Below are 14,435 nucleotides of genomic sequence, written 5' to 3' on the forward strand. Positions count from 1 at the left end.
CGGGCGCTGCGGAGGCCCCTTGGGTACAATCCGAGATTCCCCCGCCGGCCGCGCCGGCACAACTCTTCGCGCCGTCGCCTTCCAAGACGGCGCGTTCCGTTCTCCTTTTCTCCCTGTGGGGAGCTTGGTCAGGTCCTCCATGTCTGATTTAAGTCTTCAACTGCAGCAGGCCGCGAGCCAACTTCCAGTTTCCGCGTACTTCGACGAGTCGCTCTACGCGCGCGAAATGCAGACACTCTTCGCCCGCGGCCCGCGCTACGTGGGCCACCGGCTCGCGGTGCCGGAGCCGGGCGACTTCCACACCCTGCCGCAGGAGCACCAGGGCCGCGCGCTCGTGCACACGCCCAAGGGTGTCGAACTCATCTCCAACGTGTGCCGCCACCGGCAGGCGCTGATCCTGCGCGGGCGCGGCCAGCTCGACAGCCAGGCCGGCGGCAACATCGTCTGCCCGCTGCACCGCTGGACCTACGCGGCCTCCGACCCGCGCACCACCGGCACGCTGATCGGCGCGCCGCATTTCGAGCAGGATCCCTGCCTGAACCTGCACAACTATCCGCTCACCGAGTGGAACGGCCTGCTGTTCGAAAGCGCGCCCGGCGGCAGCGGCCGCGACGTGGCGGCCGACATGGCCACGCTGGGCCCGCGCGCCGACCTCGACTTCACCGGCTATGCGCTCGACCGCGTCGAGCTGCACGAGTGCAACTACAACTGGAAGACCTTCATCGAGGTCTACCTCGAGGACTACCACGTCGGCCCGTTCCATCCCGGCCTCGGCAGCTTCGTCACCTGCGACGACCTGCGCTGGGAATTCAACCGCAACTACTCGGTGCAGACCGTGGGCGTGGCCAACCGGCTGGGCCGCGCCGGCAGCCCGATCTACCAGCGCTGGCAGGAACAGCTGCTCAAGTACCGCGAGGGCAAGCCGCCGAAGTACGGCGCGATCTGGCTGACCTACTACCCGAACGTGATGGTCGAGTGGTATCCGCACGTGCTCACGGTGTCGACGCTGCATCCGGTGAGCCCGACGCGCACGCTCAACATGATCGAGTTCTTCTACCCCGAGGAGATCGTCGCCTTCGAGCGCGAGTTCGTCGAGGCCCAGCAGGCCGCCTACATGGAGACCTGCGTCGAGGACGACGAGATCGCCGAGCGCATGGACGCCGGCCGCCGCGCGCTGATGCTGCGCGGCGAGAACGAGACCGGCCCCTACCAGAGCCCGATGGAAGACGGCATGCAGCAGTTCCACGAGTGGTACAAGGCCGCGATGCAGGCTGCCTGAGAGTGCAAGCGCTCTGGATGGTGCTGGGCGCCTTTCTGTTCGCGACCATGAGCGTGGTCGTCAAGGTGGCCTCGGCGTGGTTCAACAGCGGGGAGATGGTGCTCGGGCGCGGCCTGATCGGCATCGTGTTCCTGTGGCTGCTGGCGCGCAGCCGCGGGGTCTCGATGGCCACGCGCTACCCCGGCATGCACGCCTGGCGCAGCATCATCGGCGTGGTGTCGCTCGGCGCATGGTTCTACGCCATCGCCCACATGCCGCTCGCCACCGCCGTGACGCTCAACTACATGAGCAGCGTCTGGGTCGCGGCCTTCCTGGTCGGCGGCGCGCTGCTCGCGTGGGTGCCGGTGCCCGGGCGCGACGGCCGGGTCGAGCGGCCGCCGCTGCAGGGGCCGCTCGCGCTCACGGTGCTCGCGGGCTTCGTGGGCGTGGTGCTGATGCTCAAGCCCAGCGTCAGCGGCCACGAGAGCTTCGCGGGCCTGCTGGGCCTGCTGTCGGGGCTGACCGCCGCCTTCGCCTACATGCAGGTGGTCGCGTTGTCGCGCATCGGCGAGCCCGAGCTGCGCACCGTCTTCTATTTCGCCGTGGGTTCGGCGGTGGCCGGCGCATTCGCCACGGCCGCCACCGGGTTTTCGGGCGGCGACGCCTGGACGTGGCAGCATGCGCTCTGGCTGCTGCCGATCGGCCTGCTCGCCGCGCTCGGCCAGCTCTGCATGACGCGCGCCTACGCCACGGCCAAGACCCAGGCCGGCACCCTCGTGGTGGCCAACCTGCAGTACTCCGGCATCGTGTTCGCGGCGTTCTACGGCGTGGTGCTGTTCGACGACCGCATCGACGCCGCGGGGTGGGCCGGCATGGCGCTGATCATCGCGAGCGGCATCGCGGCCACCGTGCTGCGGCAGCGCGCCGTGCCCAAGGCGCCGGCCGAAGAACACTGAACTGAAGCGCGACCGCCGCGCACATCGACAGCGAAGGAACCCCGCCATGTACACCACCCTCGTCAGCGTCGAACAACTGAAACAGCTGCAAGCGGGCGACGCGCCGCTCATGGTCTTCGACTGCAGCTTCGACCTCATGGCGCCCGAAGCCGGCGCACGGCAGTACGCGGCGGCCCACATCCCCGGCGCGCTGCATGCCGACCTCGACGACCACCTGAGCGCGCGCCACGGCCTGCCCGGCGCACACGGCGACGTGGTGGTCGCGCAGGAGGACGGCGTGCCGGCCTCGGGCGGGCGCCATCCGCTGCCGAGCCGCGAGAAGTTCGCGGCATGGCTCTCGAGCATCGGCTTCTCGAACGACATGCAGGCCGTGGTCTACGACCGCAACGGCGCCAACTACTGCGGCCGGCTCTGGTGGATGCTCAAGTGGATGGGCCACGATGCGGTGGCGGTGCTCGACGGCGGCCTGCAGGCCTGGCAGGCCGCGGGCGGCGAAGTCACGGACCGCGAGGAGCCCGCGCGCTTCCAGTCGAACTTCGTGCCCGGCGAGCCGCTCGCGAAGCTCGTGCGCACCGAGGAGGTGGTGCGCCGGCTGGGCGAGCCTGACCAGAACCTGATCGATGCGCGGGCCGCCGCACGCTATCGCGGCGAGGTGGAACCTCTGGACCCGATCGCAGGTCACATCCCCGGGGCCCTGAACCGGCCCTTCGCCGAGAACCTCGGCCCCGACGGCAAGTTCAAGCCGGCATCGCAATTGCGTGCCGAGTTCGAAGCGCTGCTCGCGGGACGCGATCCGGCGACGGTCGTCCATCAATGCGGCAGTGGCGTGAGCGCCGTGCCCAACCTGCTTGCGATGCAGATCGCGGGGCTGGGAACGACCGCGCTCTATGCCGGCAGCTGGAGCGAATGGAGCAACACGCCGGGGCTGCCGACCCGGCAAGGCGCAGAACCATGAAGCACATCCGACTCCCCCGACGACGCATTGCATCCGGCTTCGCCGTCTCCACCATCGCCGCGGCATGGTTCGCGGCCTCCGTGCTCCCGGCACAGGCACAGCAGCAGCACGCCCACGTGCACGGCCAGCTCAAGCTCGACGTGGCGATCGACGGCCCCACGGTGGTGATCGCCATGGAATCGCCGCTCGACAACCTCGTCGGCTTCGAGCGCGCCCCCAGGACCGACGCCGAGAAGAAGACGGCCGAGGACGCCATCGCGCAGCTGCGCGCGGCCGACAAGCTCTTCGCGGTCGATCCCGCCGCCAACTGCAAGCTCGGCCCGGTCGAGCTGCGGTCGAGCGCCCTCGGCCTCGGCAAGCCCGACCCCGCCGAACCCGCGGGCCACGCCGATCTCGACGCCACCTTCTCCTTCAACTGCACCAACGCGGCCGCGGCGAAGTTCATCGACGTGGGCCTGTTCTCGGCCTTCAAGGGCACGCGCCAGATCGATGCGCAGATCGCTTCGGCCCAGGGCCAGTTCAAGCGCCAGCTCAAGCGCCCGGGCGGCGCGCAGGCTTCGCAGCCGGTGCGCCTGAGCTGGGGCAAGTGAGGCCGTGAGCACCGTTTCCCCGGGCGACGCGGCGCCGCTGCGCGTCGTGCTCGCGGCCGAGGGCCTGCGCTTCGCATGGCCCGGCGCGGCGCGGCCCTGCATCGACATCGAGGCCTTCCGCATCACGGCCGGCGAATCGGTCTTCCTGCACGGGCCGAGCGGCTGCGGCAAGAGCACGCTGCTGTCGCTGCTGGCGGGCGTGCTGGTGGCCGACGAAGGCCGCGTCAGCCTGCTCGGGCACGACTGGTCCCGGCTCTCGGGCGCCGCGCGCGACCGCTGCCGCGTGGCCCACGTGGGCTACATCTTCCAGCAGTTCAACCTGCTGCCCTACCTGAGCGTGATCGACAACGTGCTGCTGCCCTGCCGCTTCTCCGCGCGGCGCAACACGCAGGCGGCGCAGCACGGCGGCAGCGCACGCGCCGAGGCCGAGCGCCTGCTCGGCGAGATGGGCCTCGCCCGCGAGCTCTGGCAGCGCCAGGCGATGCAGCTCTCGGTCGGCCAGCAGCAGCGCGTGGCCGCCGCGCGCGCGCTGATCGGCCAGCCCGAGGTGGTGATCGCCGACGAGCCCACCTCCGCGCTCGACGAGGACCGGCGCGAAGCCTTCCTCGACGTGCTGCTCACGGCCTGCGCGGTGAACCACAGCGCCCTCGTCTTCGTGAGCCACGACCAGCGCATCGCCCAGCGCTTCGCACGCCACGTGCTGCTGCCCGAGATCAACCGCGCGGCTGTCGGCGCTTTGGAGGCTGCATGAAGTCGGACAGCCGAACGCAGAAGGAAGACAAAAGCTACGCAGAAGTCGCAGAAGAATTCCAAGAAAACTTTTGGATGTTTCTTCTGCGACTTCTGCGAAACCTTCGCGACCTCTGCGTTCTGATCCCGCACTCCCCCGCCCTCTCATGAGCGCCCTCTTCTCCATCGCCTGGCGCAGCGCCTGGAACCGCCGCTTCACGCTCGCGCTCACGGTGTTCTCGATCGCGCTGTCGACCTTCCTGCTGCTCGGGGTCGAGCGCATCCGCACCGAACTGCGCCAGAACTTCGCCTCCTCGGTCTCGGGCACCGACCTGATCGTGGGCGCGCGCACCGGCTCCACGCAGCTGCTGCTCTATTCGGTGTTCCGCATCGGCGCCGCCACCAACAACATCTCCTGGAAGAGCGTGCAGGCGCTGGCCGCGCACCAGGGCGTCGACTGGGTGGTGCCGCTGTCGCTCGGCGACTCGCACCGCGGCTTCTCCGTGCTGGCCACCTCGCCCGAGTACTTCACGCGCTTTCGCTACGGCAACCGCCAGTCGCTGGCGCTGCGCGAGGGCAAGCCCTTCGCGGCACTGTTCGATGCGGTGGTCGGCGCCGAGGTGGCCGACCGGCTGGGCTACCACGTCGGCCAGCGGATCACGCTCGCGCACGGCAGCGGCGAACTCAACACCGCCGAGCATGCCGACAAGCCCTTCACCGTGGTGGGCGTGCTCGCGCGCACCGGCACCCCGGTGGACCGCACGGTGCACATCGGCCTGGAGGCCATGGAGGCGATCCACCTCGAATGGGTGGGCGGCGCGCCGATGCCGGGCGTGAAGATCCCGGCCGAGCAGGTGCGCAAGTTCGACCTCACGCCGAAGAACGTCACGGCCGTGCTCGTCGGGCTGAAGAACCGCGCGGCGGTGTTCGGCGTGCAGCGCTGGATCTCGACCTACGGCGGCGAGCCTCTCATGGCCATCCTGCCCGGCGTGGCGCTCGACGAACTCTGGAGCGTGATCGGCGTGGGCGAGAACGCGCTGCTGCTGATGTCCGCGCTGGTCGCGCTCGTGAGCCTGGCCGGGCTGGTGTCGGTGGTGATGGCGGGGCTGAACGAGCGGCGCCGCGAACTGGCCGTGCTGCGCGCGGTCGGCGCCGGGCTGCGCCACGTGCTGGCGCTGCTCGCGCTCGAGGGCGCGATCGTCACCGTGCTCGGCGTCGCCTTCGGCGTGGCGATGGCGGTGCTCGGCATTGCCCTGCTGGCGCCATGGCTGCAGTCGCAGTTCGGACTGACACTCACGCTTTCGGAACCTACACTGAACGAATGGCTGCTGCTGGCGAGCCTGCTGGCCGCCGGCTGGCTGGCGAGCCTGCTGCCCGGCATCCGCGCGTACAGGCTGTCGCTCGCGGACGGGCTTTCTCCGAGGATCTGATCGATGCACACGACCACCACCGCTCTTCGCGCCCTGCGCACGGCCGCCGCCCTGGCGTTCGGAACCTCGCTGCTGTCGGCCGCGGCCTGGGCCGCCGACCCGGCGCCCAAGGACACCACCGCCTCCAACCCGCTCGGCGGCAAGGCCGCGGCCGCCAGGACCGCGCCCGGTCAGCCGCGGCAGATCACCTGGGAAGAGCTGGTGCCGAAGGACTGGGACCCGGCCAAGGAATTCAAGGGCATGGACCTGGCCTCGCTGCAGGACGGCGATCCGCGCGCCAACGAGCTGCTGCTCAAGATGCAGGAGGTCTCGAACAACGCGCCGACCAATCCCGCGATGAACGGCGTCGAGGTGAAGATCCCCGGCTTCATCGTGCCGCTCGAGGAGGCCAAGGGCGAAGTGACCGAGTTCCTGCTCGTGCCCTACTTCGGCGCCTGCATCCACACGCCGCCGCCGCCCGCGAACCAGATCCTGCACGTGGTCACGCCCAAGGGCGCGAAGTTCCGCGCCATGGACACGGTCTGGGTCACCGGCAAGCTGCAGACGCTGCGCAACGATTCGATGATGGGCGTGAGCGGCTACCACGTGAACGCCACGAGCGTCACCAAGTACACCGGCGGCGCCAAATGAAGTGAAGCCCGCCTAAGTAGGATTTTTCAGCAGTTGTTCGTCCAAGACGCCGAAATCCTAGTCTGGAAACAGAAGAACCGCGTTGAGCACGTGAGCTGAACGGCCGTGCTCAAGCCCTACGCAAGCCGAGTGCGGCAGCAGGTTGTGCGAGCAGCGCCGCCCGCGAAGCTCAAGGCGCGAGCTAATAGTTCCAGACTCGGCGCTGTCAGCCGCCATTTGCAAATGAAAAGTGCGTGCATTTCGAGGCGCCGCGTTGCAAGAGATGATTAGTGCGGCGCATTGCCATGCAGGTCGGTCACCGCTTTACCCGAACTCAGGATTCATCTGCTGCCACAGACGGGGCAATTTCTATATCTAACCAACTCCTCCTCTTCCAGCCTTCCTTGAAGATCGCACTTGAACCTACGAGATAAGAGTGACTCCCTATCTATACCAGCAAGGAAATGCATAATCGCTGCGGAAATAAATCCAGCCAATACAAGTGGACGTGGACCAAACGAAGCTCTGGGAGGAATTTCTTCTGATGAGTGCATTTCCAGATAGCCCGGGACATCAGAGATCCTCGAACCGTGAAAGCGACCGACGCAGGCATAGCAAGGCGAGGCACCAGGAACTGAAAGCGGGCCTACCCATTGACCTGCCATAAAGACGTAAGGAATTTTACGCTCAAGACATGCTTTGCCCACCCAATTTCGGATCTTGAATCTTGGTTGATCGGCGCATAAGGCCACCAAATCACATCCTTTTGTAGCCGCGACGGCATCTTCACTTGAGGATATAAATGCCGGATGAACATCTACATCGGTTGCGCTATTGTTGCTCAAAATCACGTCTCTAAGAACATTTGCCTTATTTCTACCGATCGATTGTTCAGAGTATAGAATCTGCCGAGGAAGATTGCTTTCTTCAATCGCATCTCCGTCCACTAGCTTGATTGAGCCTATTCCGCTTGCTGCCAATGAAAGTCCAAGTGTTGCACCTAACCCGCCAAGGCCAATTACACACACTTTCGAAGAAGCCAAAGCAGCAAGCATTTGATTTATTGACCAACTAGGGCTCGCGTACCTGCGGAGGTATTCTTCAAACCATATATATCTGGATGGAGCAGTGGAAACTCTTATATTTCCATCTTCGGCTATGCGAAGGATATCGTTCTTCCATAGATATAACAAAATTCGAAGCCAAGAGTCGGCAGATATTTTTGTTGCATCACCGACTACCGCATTCCCCTTTGCGATCAAGCTCACCATTCTCGCCGTCGCATCGGAAATATCAAAATCTACAGACCCGGCGCTTTCGTTATACAACCATAGTCGTGATGAGTACTCGCGAATTTTCCAGCTTCTGGAAATATATAGCTTGGTCCCTGGCTTCTGGATATCGTCCAACAAATAAGATGGGATTCTTTCTTTGTCCAGCATCGCGTCAATCAGTAAATTTAGGCGTCCGAAAATAATATTTGGCCGGTAATTCACGGTACCAGATCTTTACCGTCTCCACTCCTAATACTCTTGCAACTTCTCGCATCGATTCTCGGAGAATATCTAATTTTTGCTGAACAAACGCGCCGGGATCTATCTCCATTAAGGAGTTGTGAACACCAAAATCGGACCCGTCCTCCAAAATTCCATCAGGCGTCGGCACGTGATGAATATAGCGGCCAAAAAAAAGATCGCAGAATGCATGATAGTCTTTGGTGCTTAAGATGAACTCATGCCAATAATGGTCAATGACCGATTGCTCCGGAAATACAGCAAACGGCTTCGAGTTGGCGTCTCGCTGCGCCAGGAACCACAGCCACTTTTTGAGTTCCTCGAATAGTTGCAGCGATTCGAAATGCGAAATTCCTTTTTTTCGAGAAAACATTAAAACGAGTTGATCGTTTCGATACCTCAACACATCACTGAGCGGTTTTATTTTTTCCATTCTTCGCACCCCTCTACCCTGACTTCCGTCAGAGCGATTTTTCTATGAAATATCAAAAACACTAGGAAACTTGCAAGAAGAACGCTGATGCCAGCCGAAACGAACATTGCATTCGACCATCCATGACCACCTTTTGGTAACATCGCCCCCATAAAGCCTCGATGGACGACGCCCTTGAAGAAGTCGGATATAGGGATGGAAGCATAAATCGCCGCCGGAGAAAAGAGATACAGCATTATTGATCTCAGGGCAGTGATTTTCCCTTGCATCTGGAATGGCGTATTGGATTGCCAGATCGTTTGATTTGCTGCGGAAACGGTCGAAATAGTGGCACCGAGAGCGAGGGAGAGGCCAATCATGGCGTATTCTTGATTGAAAATCCCAAATAGAATAAATATCACCCCCATTACATGGCAGCCGAGAAAAAGCAATTTTTGAGGGTTAATGATTTCTCCAAATTTCCCGAGAACTATACCGGCAGCGATCAACCCTCCTCCTTGGGCAGAAGTAACGGCCGCTAGCCAACCCTCATCTTTAATTGTGAGGATGTGCGGCGTCAGCAGCGTCCCAAAAATCGAAATAACCCCATAAATCAGGGTAAAATGAAAGAGAACAACTTTCAGTCCCGGCTTGCTATTAATCCATTCAATACTCGTTGCATAGTCTTTGAAGAAAGTACTGCGAACGGGACGAAGGTTCTCGTGTTCGCCACCAACATGAGACAACGAGAGTGTTCGAGCGACATAGATCGAATAGAAGCTCAACAAAATTGCCCCGCTCAGCAGTAAAATCAGGCCGGAGTATTTGTATCCTAATGCTCCAAGAGGTGGACCGATGACTATCACCGCCCCTCTAAACGCCTGCTGAATTCCGTTGACTGAGTTTAGTTTTTCCTTGCTCGCGAGTTCTGGAATCAGCGCGACCATCGCCGTATATCGAAACTCAGCGGCCGTCGCTACAAGGAAGATACAGGTGGCAATCGCGAGAAAGCCAAGCTTTTCGGCAAGATAGAGCCCTCCTAACAGGAGGAACAACAGAACCGTCGACAGTTCGGCCCAAAAAAGTATCTTGGACTTGTTTGCCCGATCCGCGAAAAATCCCGCGATCGGAGAGAATATTATGGGCGGAAGAATTGTCAAAATGGCTATTACTGCAAAATTGGAGTACGAGCCGGTTTTTTTATAGAACCAAACGTCTATTCCAAACGATGCAATGGAGCCACCGAGCGATGCCAAGCCGCGGCTTACAATTAAATGCCAGACGCTATTGTTTTGGGCTTTGCTTTCCATGGCGAAGAGAAACAACTGCCTGCTCCACATCTCGAAGCAGGCAGTTGAATTTACTGAAAGTCTTGCTTAACGAGCCTCGATGCAGCACATGCCGCGGCACCCCCAGCCGCTAACCGTGAGCGGCTGCAGATTTTTCTCATGCTCTTCATAGTCTGAGAGAATCGATTCGATCAACTCGTTCGACTCGTCCGAAGTTTTGCGTTCTTCTGTCATATAAACCTCCACTTTCGATAGATTTAACAATGAGAATGAGTATCATCCTCGCTGCTAACTATATAGCTGGACGCCGCAGAAAAAAGCGAACTGGCGATGGATTACGTGAAAAAATACACGACTCTCGACCGAAAATTGAGCCCCGTTGTAATTTTTTTGGAGGGCTAGATCAACGACCACGTCATGTCATTTTGCAACTATCAATTGCGACGAAACCGTACCAGATTCCTAACAAAGCAAGGCGGTTGCGCTCCGTGTGCGCACCGACGGGCGTGATCGGGCCGTGCGGGCAAAGGAACTTCCAGGGAGTCTGCAAAGATGTGGGCTATGCCGCGTCCACATGCGCTCAAGAGCGCTGGATCAGCCCGAGCACTTCGTGCAGATCAGCCTGCGTGGGTGAGCCGTTGCTTGGCCTGTGACTGCTCCGCCGAGCGCGAAGCCGCTCTGCAGACCCTCAGCCACCTACAACCCGCATTGCCATCCCCGCCTTGAACCACCAGCCGCTCATCAGGCGCATCCCAGCCGTCAACAACTTCCTGAGACTCAATAGCTAGGGGGGCAGCGCCCACAGCACGGGCGTGCCCACCTTGGCCATGAAGGTCAGGCGCGTGTCGCGGAAGGCGAAGACTAGGTTGAATGTACTTAAGGCCTGGAGAACGTTGACCTCGGCGATGTCCTCGCAGGGCCGCTCGCGCGCGCGGTACGCGGTACGCAAGGTGCCGCTCGCCGAGGCGGAACACCGGATTCATGCTGTTGGTCGCGAGCGCGAGCCGCGCCAGCCCGTGAAGGTCGCCACGACGGGCACGTTGTCCTTCCAGTTCGCATCCGGCATCGGAAATCCTCCTGCAGCGATCGGTCTCAGCTCCGGCGCTTCGTCCCGGCCGCGGGCGCCTCGCGCGCCGACTTCATGTGCCCGCTCTCGGCCGTGGTCATGCCCACGATCTTCGCGAGCTGGCGGCTCACGCTCACGTACGCATGGCCGATGCGGCTGTCGAAGTACAGGGAATCGCCGCGCCCGAGCCGCACCACCTCGCCGTTGTCGAAGTGCACCTCGATCTCGCCCGAGAGCACGTATGCGAACTCCTCGCCCGTGTGGCGCACGAAGTCCTCGGGTCCGTGGATGCGCCGCGCATGCACCGTGCCGACGATCGGGCTCATCTGCTTGCCGGCCGCGGTGGTGCCGAGGAACTCGTAGGCGATCGAGAGGCCGCGGTACACCACGCCCTTGCCGGCGCGCGTGACCACGGGCCCGTCGAGCTGGGCGGGCTTCACGCCGGCGCCCGCGAACATCGCGTTCATGTCCATCTCGAGCGCGCGCCCGAGCGCGGTGAAGTTCTCGTAGCCCAGCGCGAGCTGACCGCGCTCGGCGCGCGAGATGGTGGTGATCGAGACGCCCGAACGCTCCGCCAGCTGCGCCAGCGTCCAGCCGAAGCGCTTGCGCGCGCTGCGCAGGCGGTGACCGAAAGTGGTGCGGTCCAGCGTGGGCGGCTCGTCCTTCGGCCTCGTTCCCGTCGGGGTCCCTGTGTGTGGATTCACGCTCGGCTTTCTCTTGTGATGCAGGGCGATTCTGCCAGCCCGGCGGCCGTCGATGCAGCCGCACAGGCGCCGCGCGGGCCCGGAAATTGCGTATGCGCAAATTGCGTGGACGCAAATTTCACCGTTCGGGTGCACCATGGTTTCCCCTTGGTTCTTCATTTTTGATTTGCGTATCCGCAAATTCGTACCTACACTTTTCGGCAATGAACTCCAGCACACCCGCGACGGTCGCGGCAGACTTCCTCGTGATCGGCGGCGGCATCGCCGGGGCTTCGGTCGCCTACTGGCTCGCGCCGCATGCGCGCGTGATCCTGCTCGAACGCGAAGCGCAGCCGGGCTACCACGCCACCGGCCGCTCGGCCGCGCTCTTCATGGAAAGCTACGGCACGCCGCAGGTGCGCGCCCTCACCATGGCGAGCCGCGCCTTCCTCGCGCATCCGCCCGAAGGCTTCTCCGAGCATCCGCTGCTCACCCCGCGCGGCGCGATGATGGTCGGCAGCGCCGCGCAGCGCGCCGAGCTCGACGCCCACTGGGAGGTGCTGCGCGCGATGAACACCGGCGCGAAGCGCCTGAGCGGCGCGGAAACCCTCGCGATGGTGCCCGCCCTGCGCGCCGATCAGGTCGACGGCGCGGTGTACGAGCCCGATGCCGCCGACATGGACGTGCACGCCATCCACCAGGGCTACCTGCGCGGCATGCGCCGGGCCGGCGGCCGGCTCGTGTGCGATGCGGGCGTGACGGCGATCGAGCGCACCGGCGGCCTGTGGCGCGTGACGGCCGGCGGCCAGGTCTACGAGGCCCCCGTGGTGCTCAACGCCGCGGGCGCATGGGTCGACACGATCGCGCAGCTCGCGGGCGTGCGGCCCATCGGCATCGAGCCGCGCCGCCGCTCGGCCTTCATCTTCGCGCCGCCCGAGGGCCAGAGCGTCGCGCACTGGCCGATGGTCTTCAGCGCCGACGAGGGCTGGTACATCAAGCCCGACGCCGGCATGCTGCTCGGTTCGCCGGCCAATGCCGACCCGGTCGATCCGCAGGACGTGCAGCCCGAAGAGCTGGACATCGCCATCGCGATCCACCGCATCGAGGAAGCCACCACGCTCGCGATCCGCCGCCCCACGCGCACCTGGGCCGGCCTTCGCTCCTTCGTGGCCGATGGCGATCTGGTCGGCGGCTTCGATCCCGATGCGCCGGGCTTCTTCTGGGTCGCGGCGCAGGGCGGCTACGGCATCCAGACCTCCGCCGCCATGGGCGAGGCCTGCGCCGCGCTCGCACGCGGGCTGCCGCTGCCGGCGCGCATCGCGGACTTCGGGCTCACGGCCGAGATGCTCGGCCCGGGCCGGCTGCGCGCCGCCGCCGCGGCCGCCTGACCGAACACCTCACAACCCAAGGGCCCTCCCATGCGTGTCTTCAGCGCCTCGCTCGCCACCGAAACCAACACCTTCGCGCCGATGCCCACCGGCCTCGCCTCCTTCAAGGACCGCGGCTACTTCGCCGCCGGCCAGCACCCGGATGCGATGACGCTGTTCTCGGGCCCGCTGTGGGCGGCGCGCATGCGCGGCAAGGCGCGCGGCTGGACGCTGTTCGAAGGCATGGTGGCCGGCGCGCAGCCCAGCGGCACGACCACGCGCCACGCCTACGAAACGCTGCGCGACGAGCTGCTGGCCGACCTGCGCGCGGTGCTGCCGGTGGACATGGTGCTGCTCGGCCTGCACGGCGCGATGGTGGCCGACGGCTACGACGACTGCGAGGGCGACCTGCTGGCGCGCGTGCGGCAGATCGTCGGGCCCGGCGTGGTCGTCGGCGCCGAGCTGGATCCGCACAACCACCTCACGCCCCAGATGGTCGCCAACGCCGACCTGATGATCTCGTTCAAGGAGTATCCGCACACCGACGTGCTGGAGCGCGGGCTCGAACTGGTGGACCTCTGCGCGGCGATGGTCGAAGGCAAGGTGAAGCCGGTGGCGGCCGTGGTCGACTGCGACATGATCGTCACGGTGCACACCTCGCGCGAGCCGGCGCGCGGCTTCGTCGAACGCATGCAGGCGCTCGAAGGCCGCGACGGCGTGCTCTCGATCTCGCTCACGCACGGCTTCTCCTGGGGCGACGTGTCCGAGATGGGCACCAAGGTGCTGGTCTACACCGACGGCGACCAAGCCAAGGCCGACGCGCTCGCCCGCCAGCTGGCGGATGAAGTGATCGCGATGCGCGACGGCCTGACGGTGAACTACCCCGGGATCGACGCCTCGCTCGACGAGGCGCTGGCCTTCGACGGCGGTCCGGTCGTCATTTCGGACGGTGCCGACAACCCCGGCGGCGGCGCCGCGAGCGACGCCACCTTCATCCTGCGCCGCATGATCGAACGCGGCATCACCAACGCAGCGCTCGGCCCGATGTGGGACCCGATCGCGGTGCGCATCGCCTTCGATGCGGGCGTCGGCGCCAGGCTGGCGATGCGCATCGGCGGCAAGATCAGTCCGCTCTCGGGCGACCCGCTCGACCTCGAATGCACGGTGAAGGCGCTGAAGCACGACCTGGTGATGACCGGCCTGGCCGGCACGCCCACGCTGATGGGCGACAGCGCGCTGGTGGAAGCCAGCGGCATCGAGATCGTGCTGATCACGCTGCGCAACCAGGCGATGGGCACCGACCTCTTCACGCAGCTGGGCTGCGACCTGGCCGCCAAGAAGATCGTCGTCGTGAAGTCGTCGCAGCACTTCTACGCCTCGTACTCGAAGGTCGCGAAGCACGTGATCTACGCCGGCGCGCCCGGCGCCGTGACGCTCGACCTCAACACCCTGCCCTACAAAAAGGCGCGGCTGCCCAAGTGGCCGATCGCTGCCTGACCTTCCAGCGGCAACACCAGCGGCCCGGCAGAACCCGGTCCCGCGGTGTTTCGCGCCGAATTGCCATCTGTTCCTGCCGT

14 protein-coding genes are annotated in these 14,435 nt (G+C 64.1%); 9 read left to right on the forward strand and 5 right to left on the reverse strand.

The genetic code is table 11. From position 1 onward, the window contains the following. Positions 1 to 139 precede the first annotated feature (139 nt). From M2165_RS02875 to M2165_RS02905, 7 genes are all read left to right on the forward strand, one after another. Positions 140 to 1,279 (forward strand): aromatic ring-hydroxylating dioxygenase subunit alpha, encoded by a 1,140-nt coding sequence (locus M2165_RS02875; protein WP_280813181.1) that lies wholly within the window; start codon positions 140 to 142, stop codon positions 1,277 to 1,279. A 17-nt stretch (positions 1,280 to 1,296) separates the two neighbouring features. Further along, on the forward strand, positions 1,297 to 2,214 hold the full coding sequence (locus tag M2165_RS02880; RefSeq protein WP_280817455.1) for a DMT family transporter: 918 nt from the start codon (positions 1,297 to 1,299) through the stop codon (positions 2,212 to 2,214). 46 nt (positions 2,215 to 2,260) lie between these two features. Next, positions 2,261 to 3,169, forward strand: coding sequence for a sulfurtransferase (locus M2165_RS02885; protein ID WP_280813182.1), 909 nt, complete (start codon positions 2,261 to 2,263; stop codon positions 3,167 to 3,169). Further along, positions 3,166 to 3,759, forward strand: a complete 594-nt coding sequence (locus M2165_RS02890) for a DUF2796 domain-containing protein (RefSeq protein ID WP_280813183.1) — start codon at positions 3,166 to 3,168, stop codon at positions 3,757 to 3,759. The genes M2165_RS02885 and M2165_RS02890 overlap by 4 nt, the downstream gene beginning before the upstream one ends. Before the next feature lie 4 nt (positions 3,760 to 3,763). Further along, the gene (locus M2165_RS02895) at positions 3,764 to 4,510 is read left to right on the forward strand and encodes an ABC transporter ATP-binding protein (RefSeq protein ID WP_280813184.1); all 747 of its coding nucleotides are present in this window, start codon (positions 3,764 to 3,766) and stop codon (positions 4,508 to 4,510) included. Positions 4,511 to 4,655: 145 nt separating this feature from the next. Then, on the forward strand, positions 4,656 to 5,918 hold the full coding sequence (locus tag M2165_RS02900) for an ABC transporter permease (RefSeq protein WP_280813185.1): 1,263 nt from the start codon (positions 4,656 to 4,658) through the stop codon (positions 5,916 to 5,918). Between the two features lie 3 nt (positions 5,919 to 5,921). Further along, entirely contained in the window at positions 5,922 to 6,548 is a 627-nt protein-coding gene (locus tag M2165_RS02905; RefSeq protein ID WP_280813186.1) for a DUF3299 domain-containing protein, read from the forward strand. Between the two features lie 320 nt (positions 6,549 to 6,868). On the opposite strand, the gene M2165_RS02910 is transcribed toward M2165_RS02905, so the two are convergent. The 5 genes from M2165_RS02910 to M2165_RS02930 form a co-directional block, all read right to left on the reverse strand. Continuing rightward, entirely contained in the window at positions 6,869 to 7,969 is a 1,101-nt protein-coding gene (locus tag M2165_RS02910; protein WP_280813187.1) for a ThiF family adenylyltransferase, read from the reverse strand. Between the two features lie 4 nt (positions 7,970 to 7,973). Next, positions 7,974 to 8,474 carry a hypothetical protein gene (locus tag M2165_RS02915; protein ID WP_280813188.1) on the reverse strand — a complete coding sequence of 167 codons (501 nt, stop codon included), beginning with the start codon at positions 8,472 to 8,474 and terminating at the stop codon, positions 7,974 to 7,976. Next, a complete protein-coding gene (locus tag M2165_RS02920) occupies positions 8,462 to 9,763 on the reverse strand; it encodes an MFS transporter (RefSeq protein ID WP_280813189.1) in 1,302 nt (433 codons plus the stop codon). The genes M2165_RS02915 and M2165_RS02920 overlap by 13 nt, the downstream gene beginning before the upstream one ends. Positions 9,764 to 10,526: 763 nt before the next feature. Then, positions 10,527 to 10,691, reverse strand: a complete 165-nt coding sequence (locus M2165_RS02925; protein ID WP_280813191.1) for a hypothetical protein — start codon at positions 10,689 to 10,691, stop codon at positions 10,527 to 10,529. A gap of 143 nt (positions 10,692 to 10,834) precedes the next feature. Beyond that, the gene (locus M2165_RS02930; protein ID WP_280813192.1) at positions 10,835 to 11,512 is read right to left on the reverse strand and encodes an XRE family transcriptional regulator; all 678 of its coding nucleotides are present in this window, start codon (positions 11,510 to 11,512) and stop codon (positions 10,835 to 10,837) included. Positions 11,513 to 11,715: 203 nt separating this feature from the next. Between M2165_RS02930 and M2165_RS02935 the strand changes: the two genes are divergently transcribed. Together M2165_RS02935 and M2165_RS02940 are read left to right on the forward strand one after the other, a co-directional pair. Then, complete coding sequence (locus M2165_RS02935) at positions 11,716 to 12,879, forward strand: FAD-dependent oxidoreductase (RefSeq protein WP_280813193.1); 1,164 nt, start codon at positions 11,716 to 11,718, stop codon at positions 12,877 to 12,879. 30 nt (positions 12,880 to 12,909) lie between these two features. Beyond that, positions 12,910 to 14,355, forward strand: coding sequence for a M81 family metallopeptidase (locus tag M2165_RS02940; RefSeq protein ID WP_280813194.1), 1,446 nt, complete (start codon positions 12,910 to 12,912; stop codon positions 14,353 to 14,355). Positions 14,356 to 14,435: the final 80 nt, after the last annotated feature.

The organism is Variovorax sp. TBS-050B (assembly GCF_029893635.1).
In the GTDB taxonomy this organism is placed as follows: domain Bacteria; phylum Pseudomonadota; class Gammaproteobacteria; order Burkholderiales; family Burkholderiaceae_C; genus Variovorax.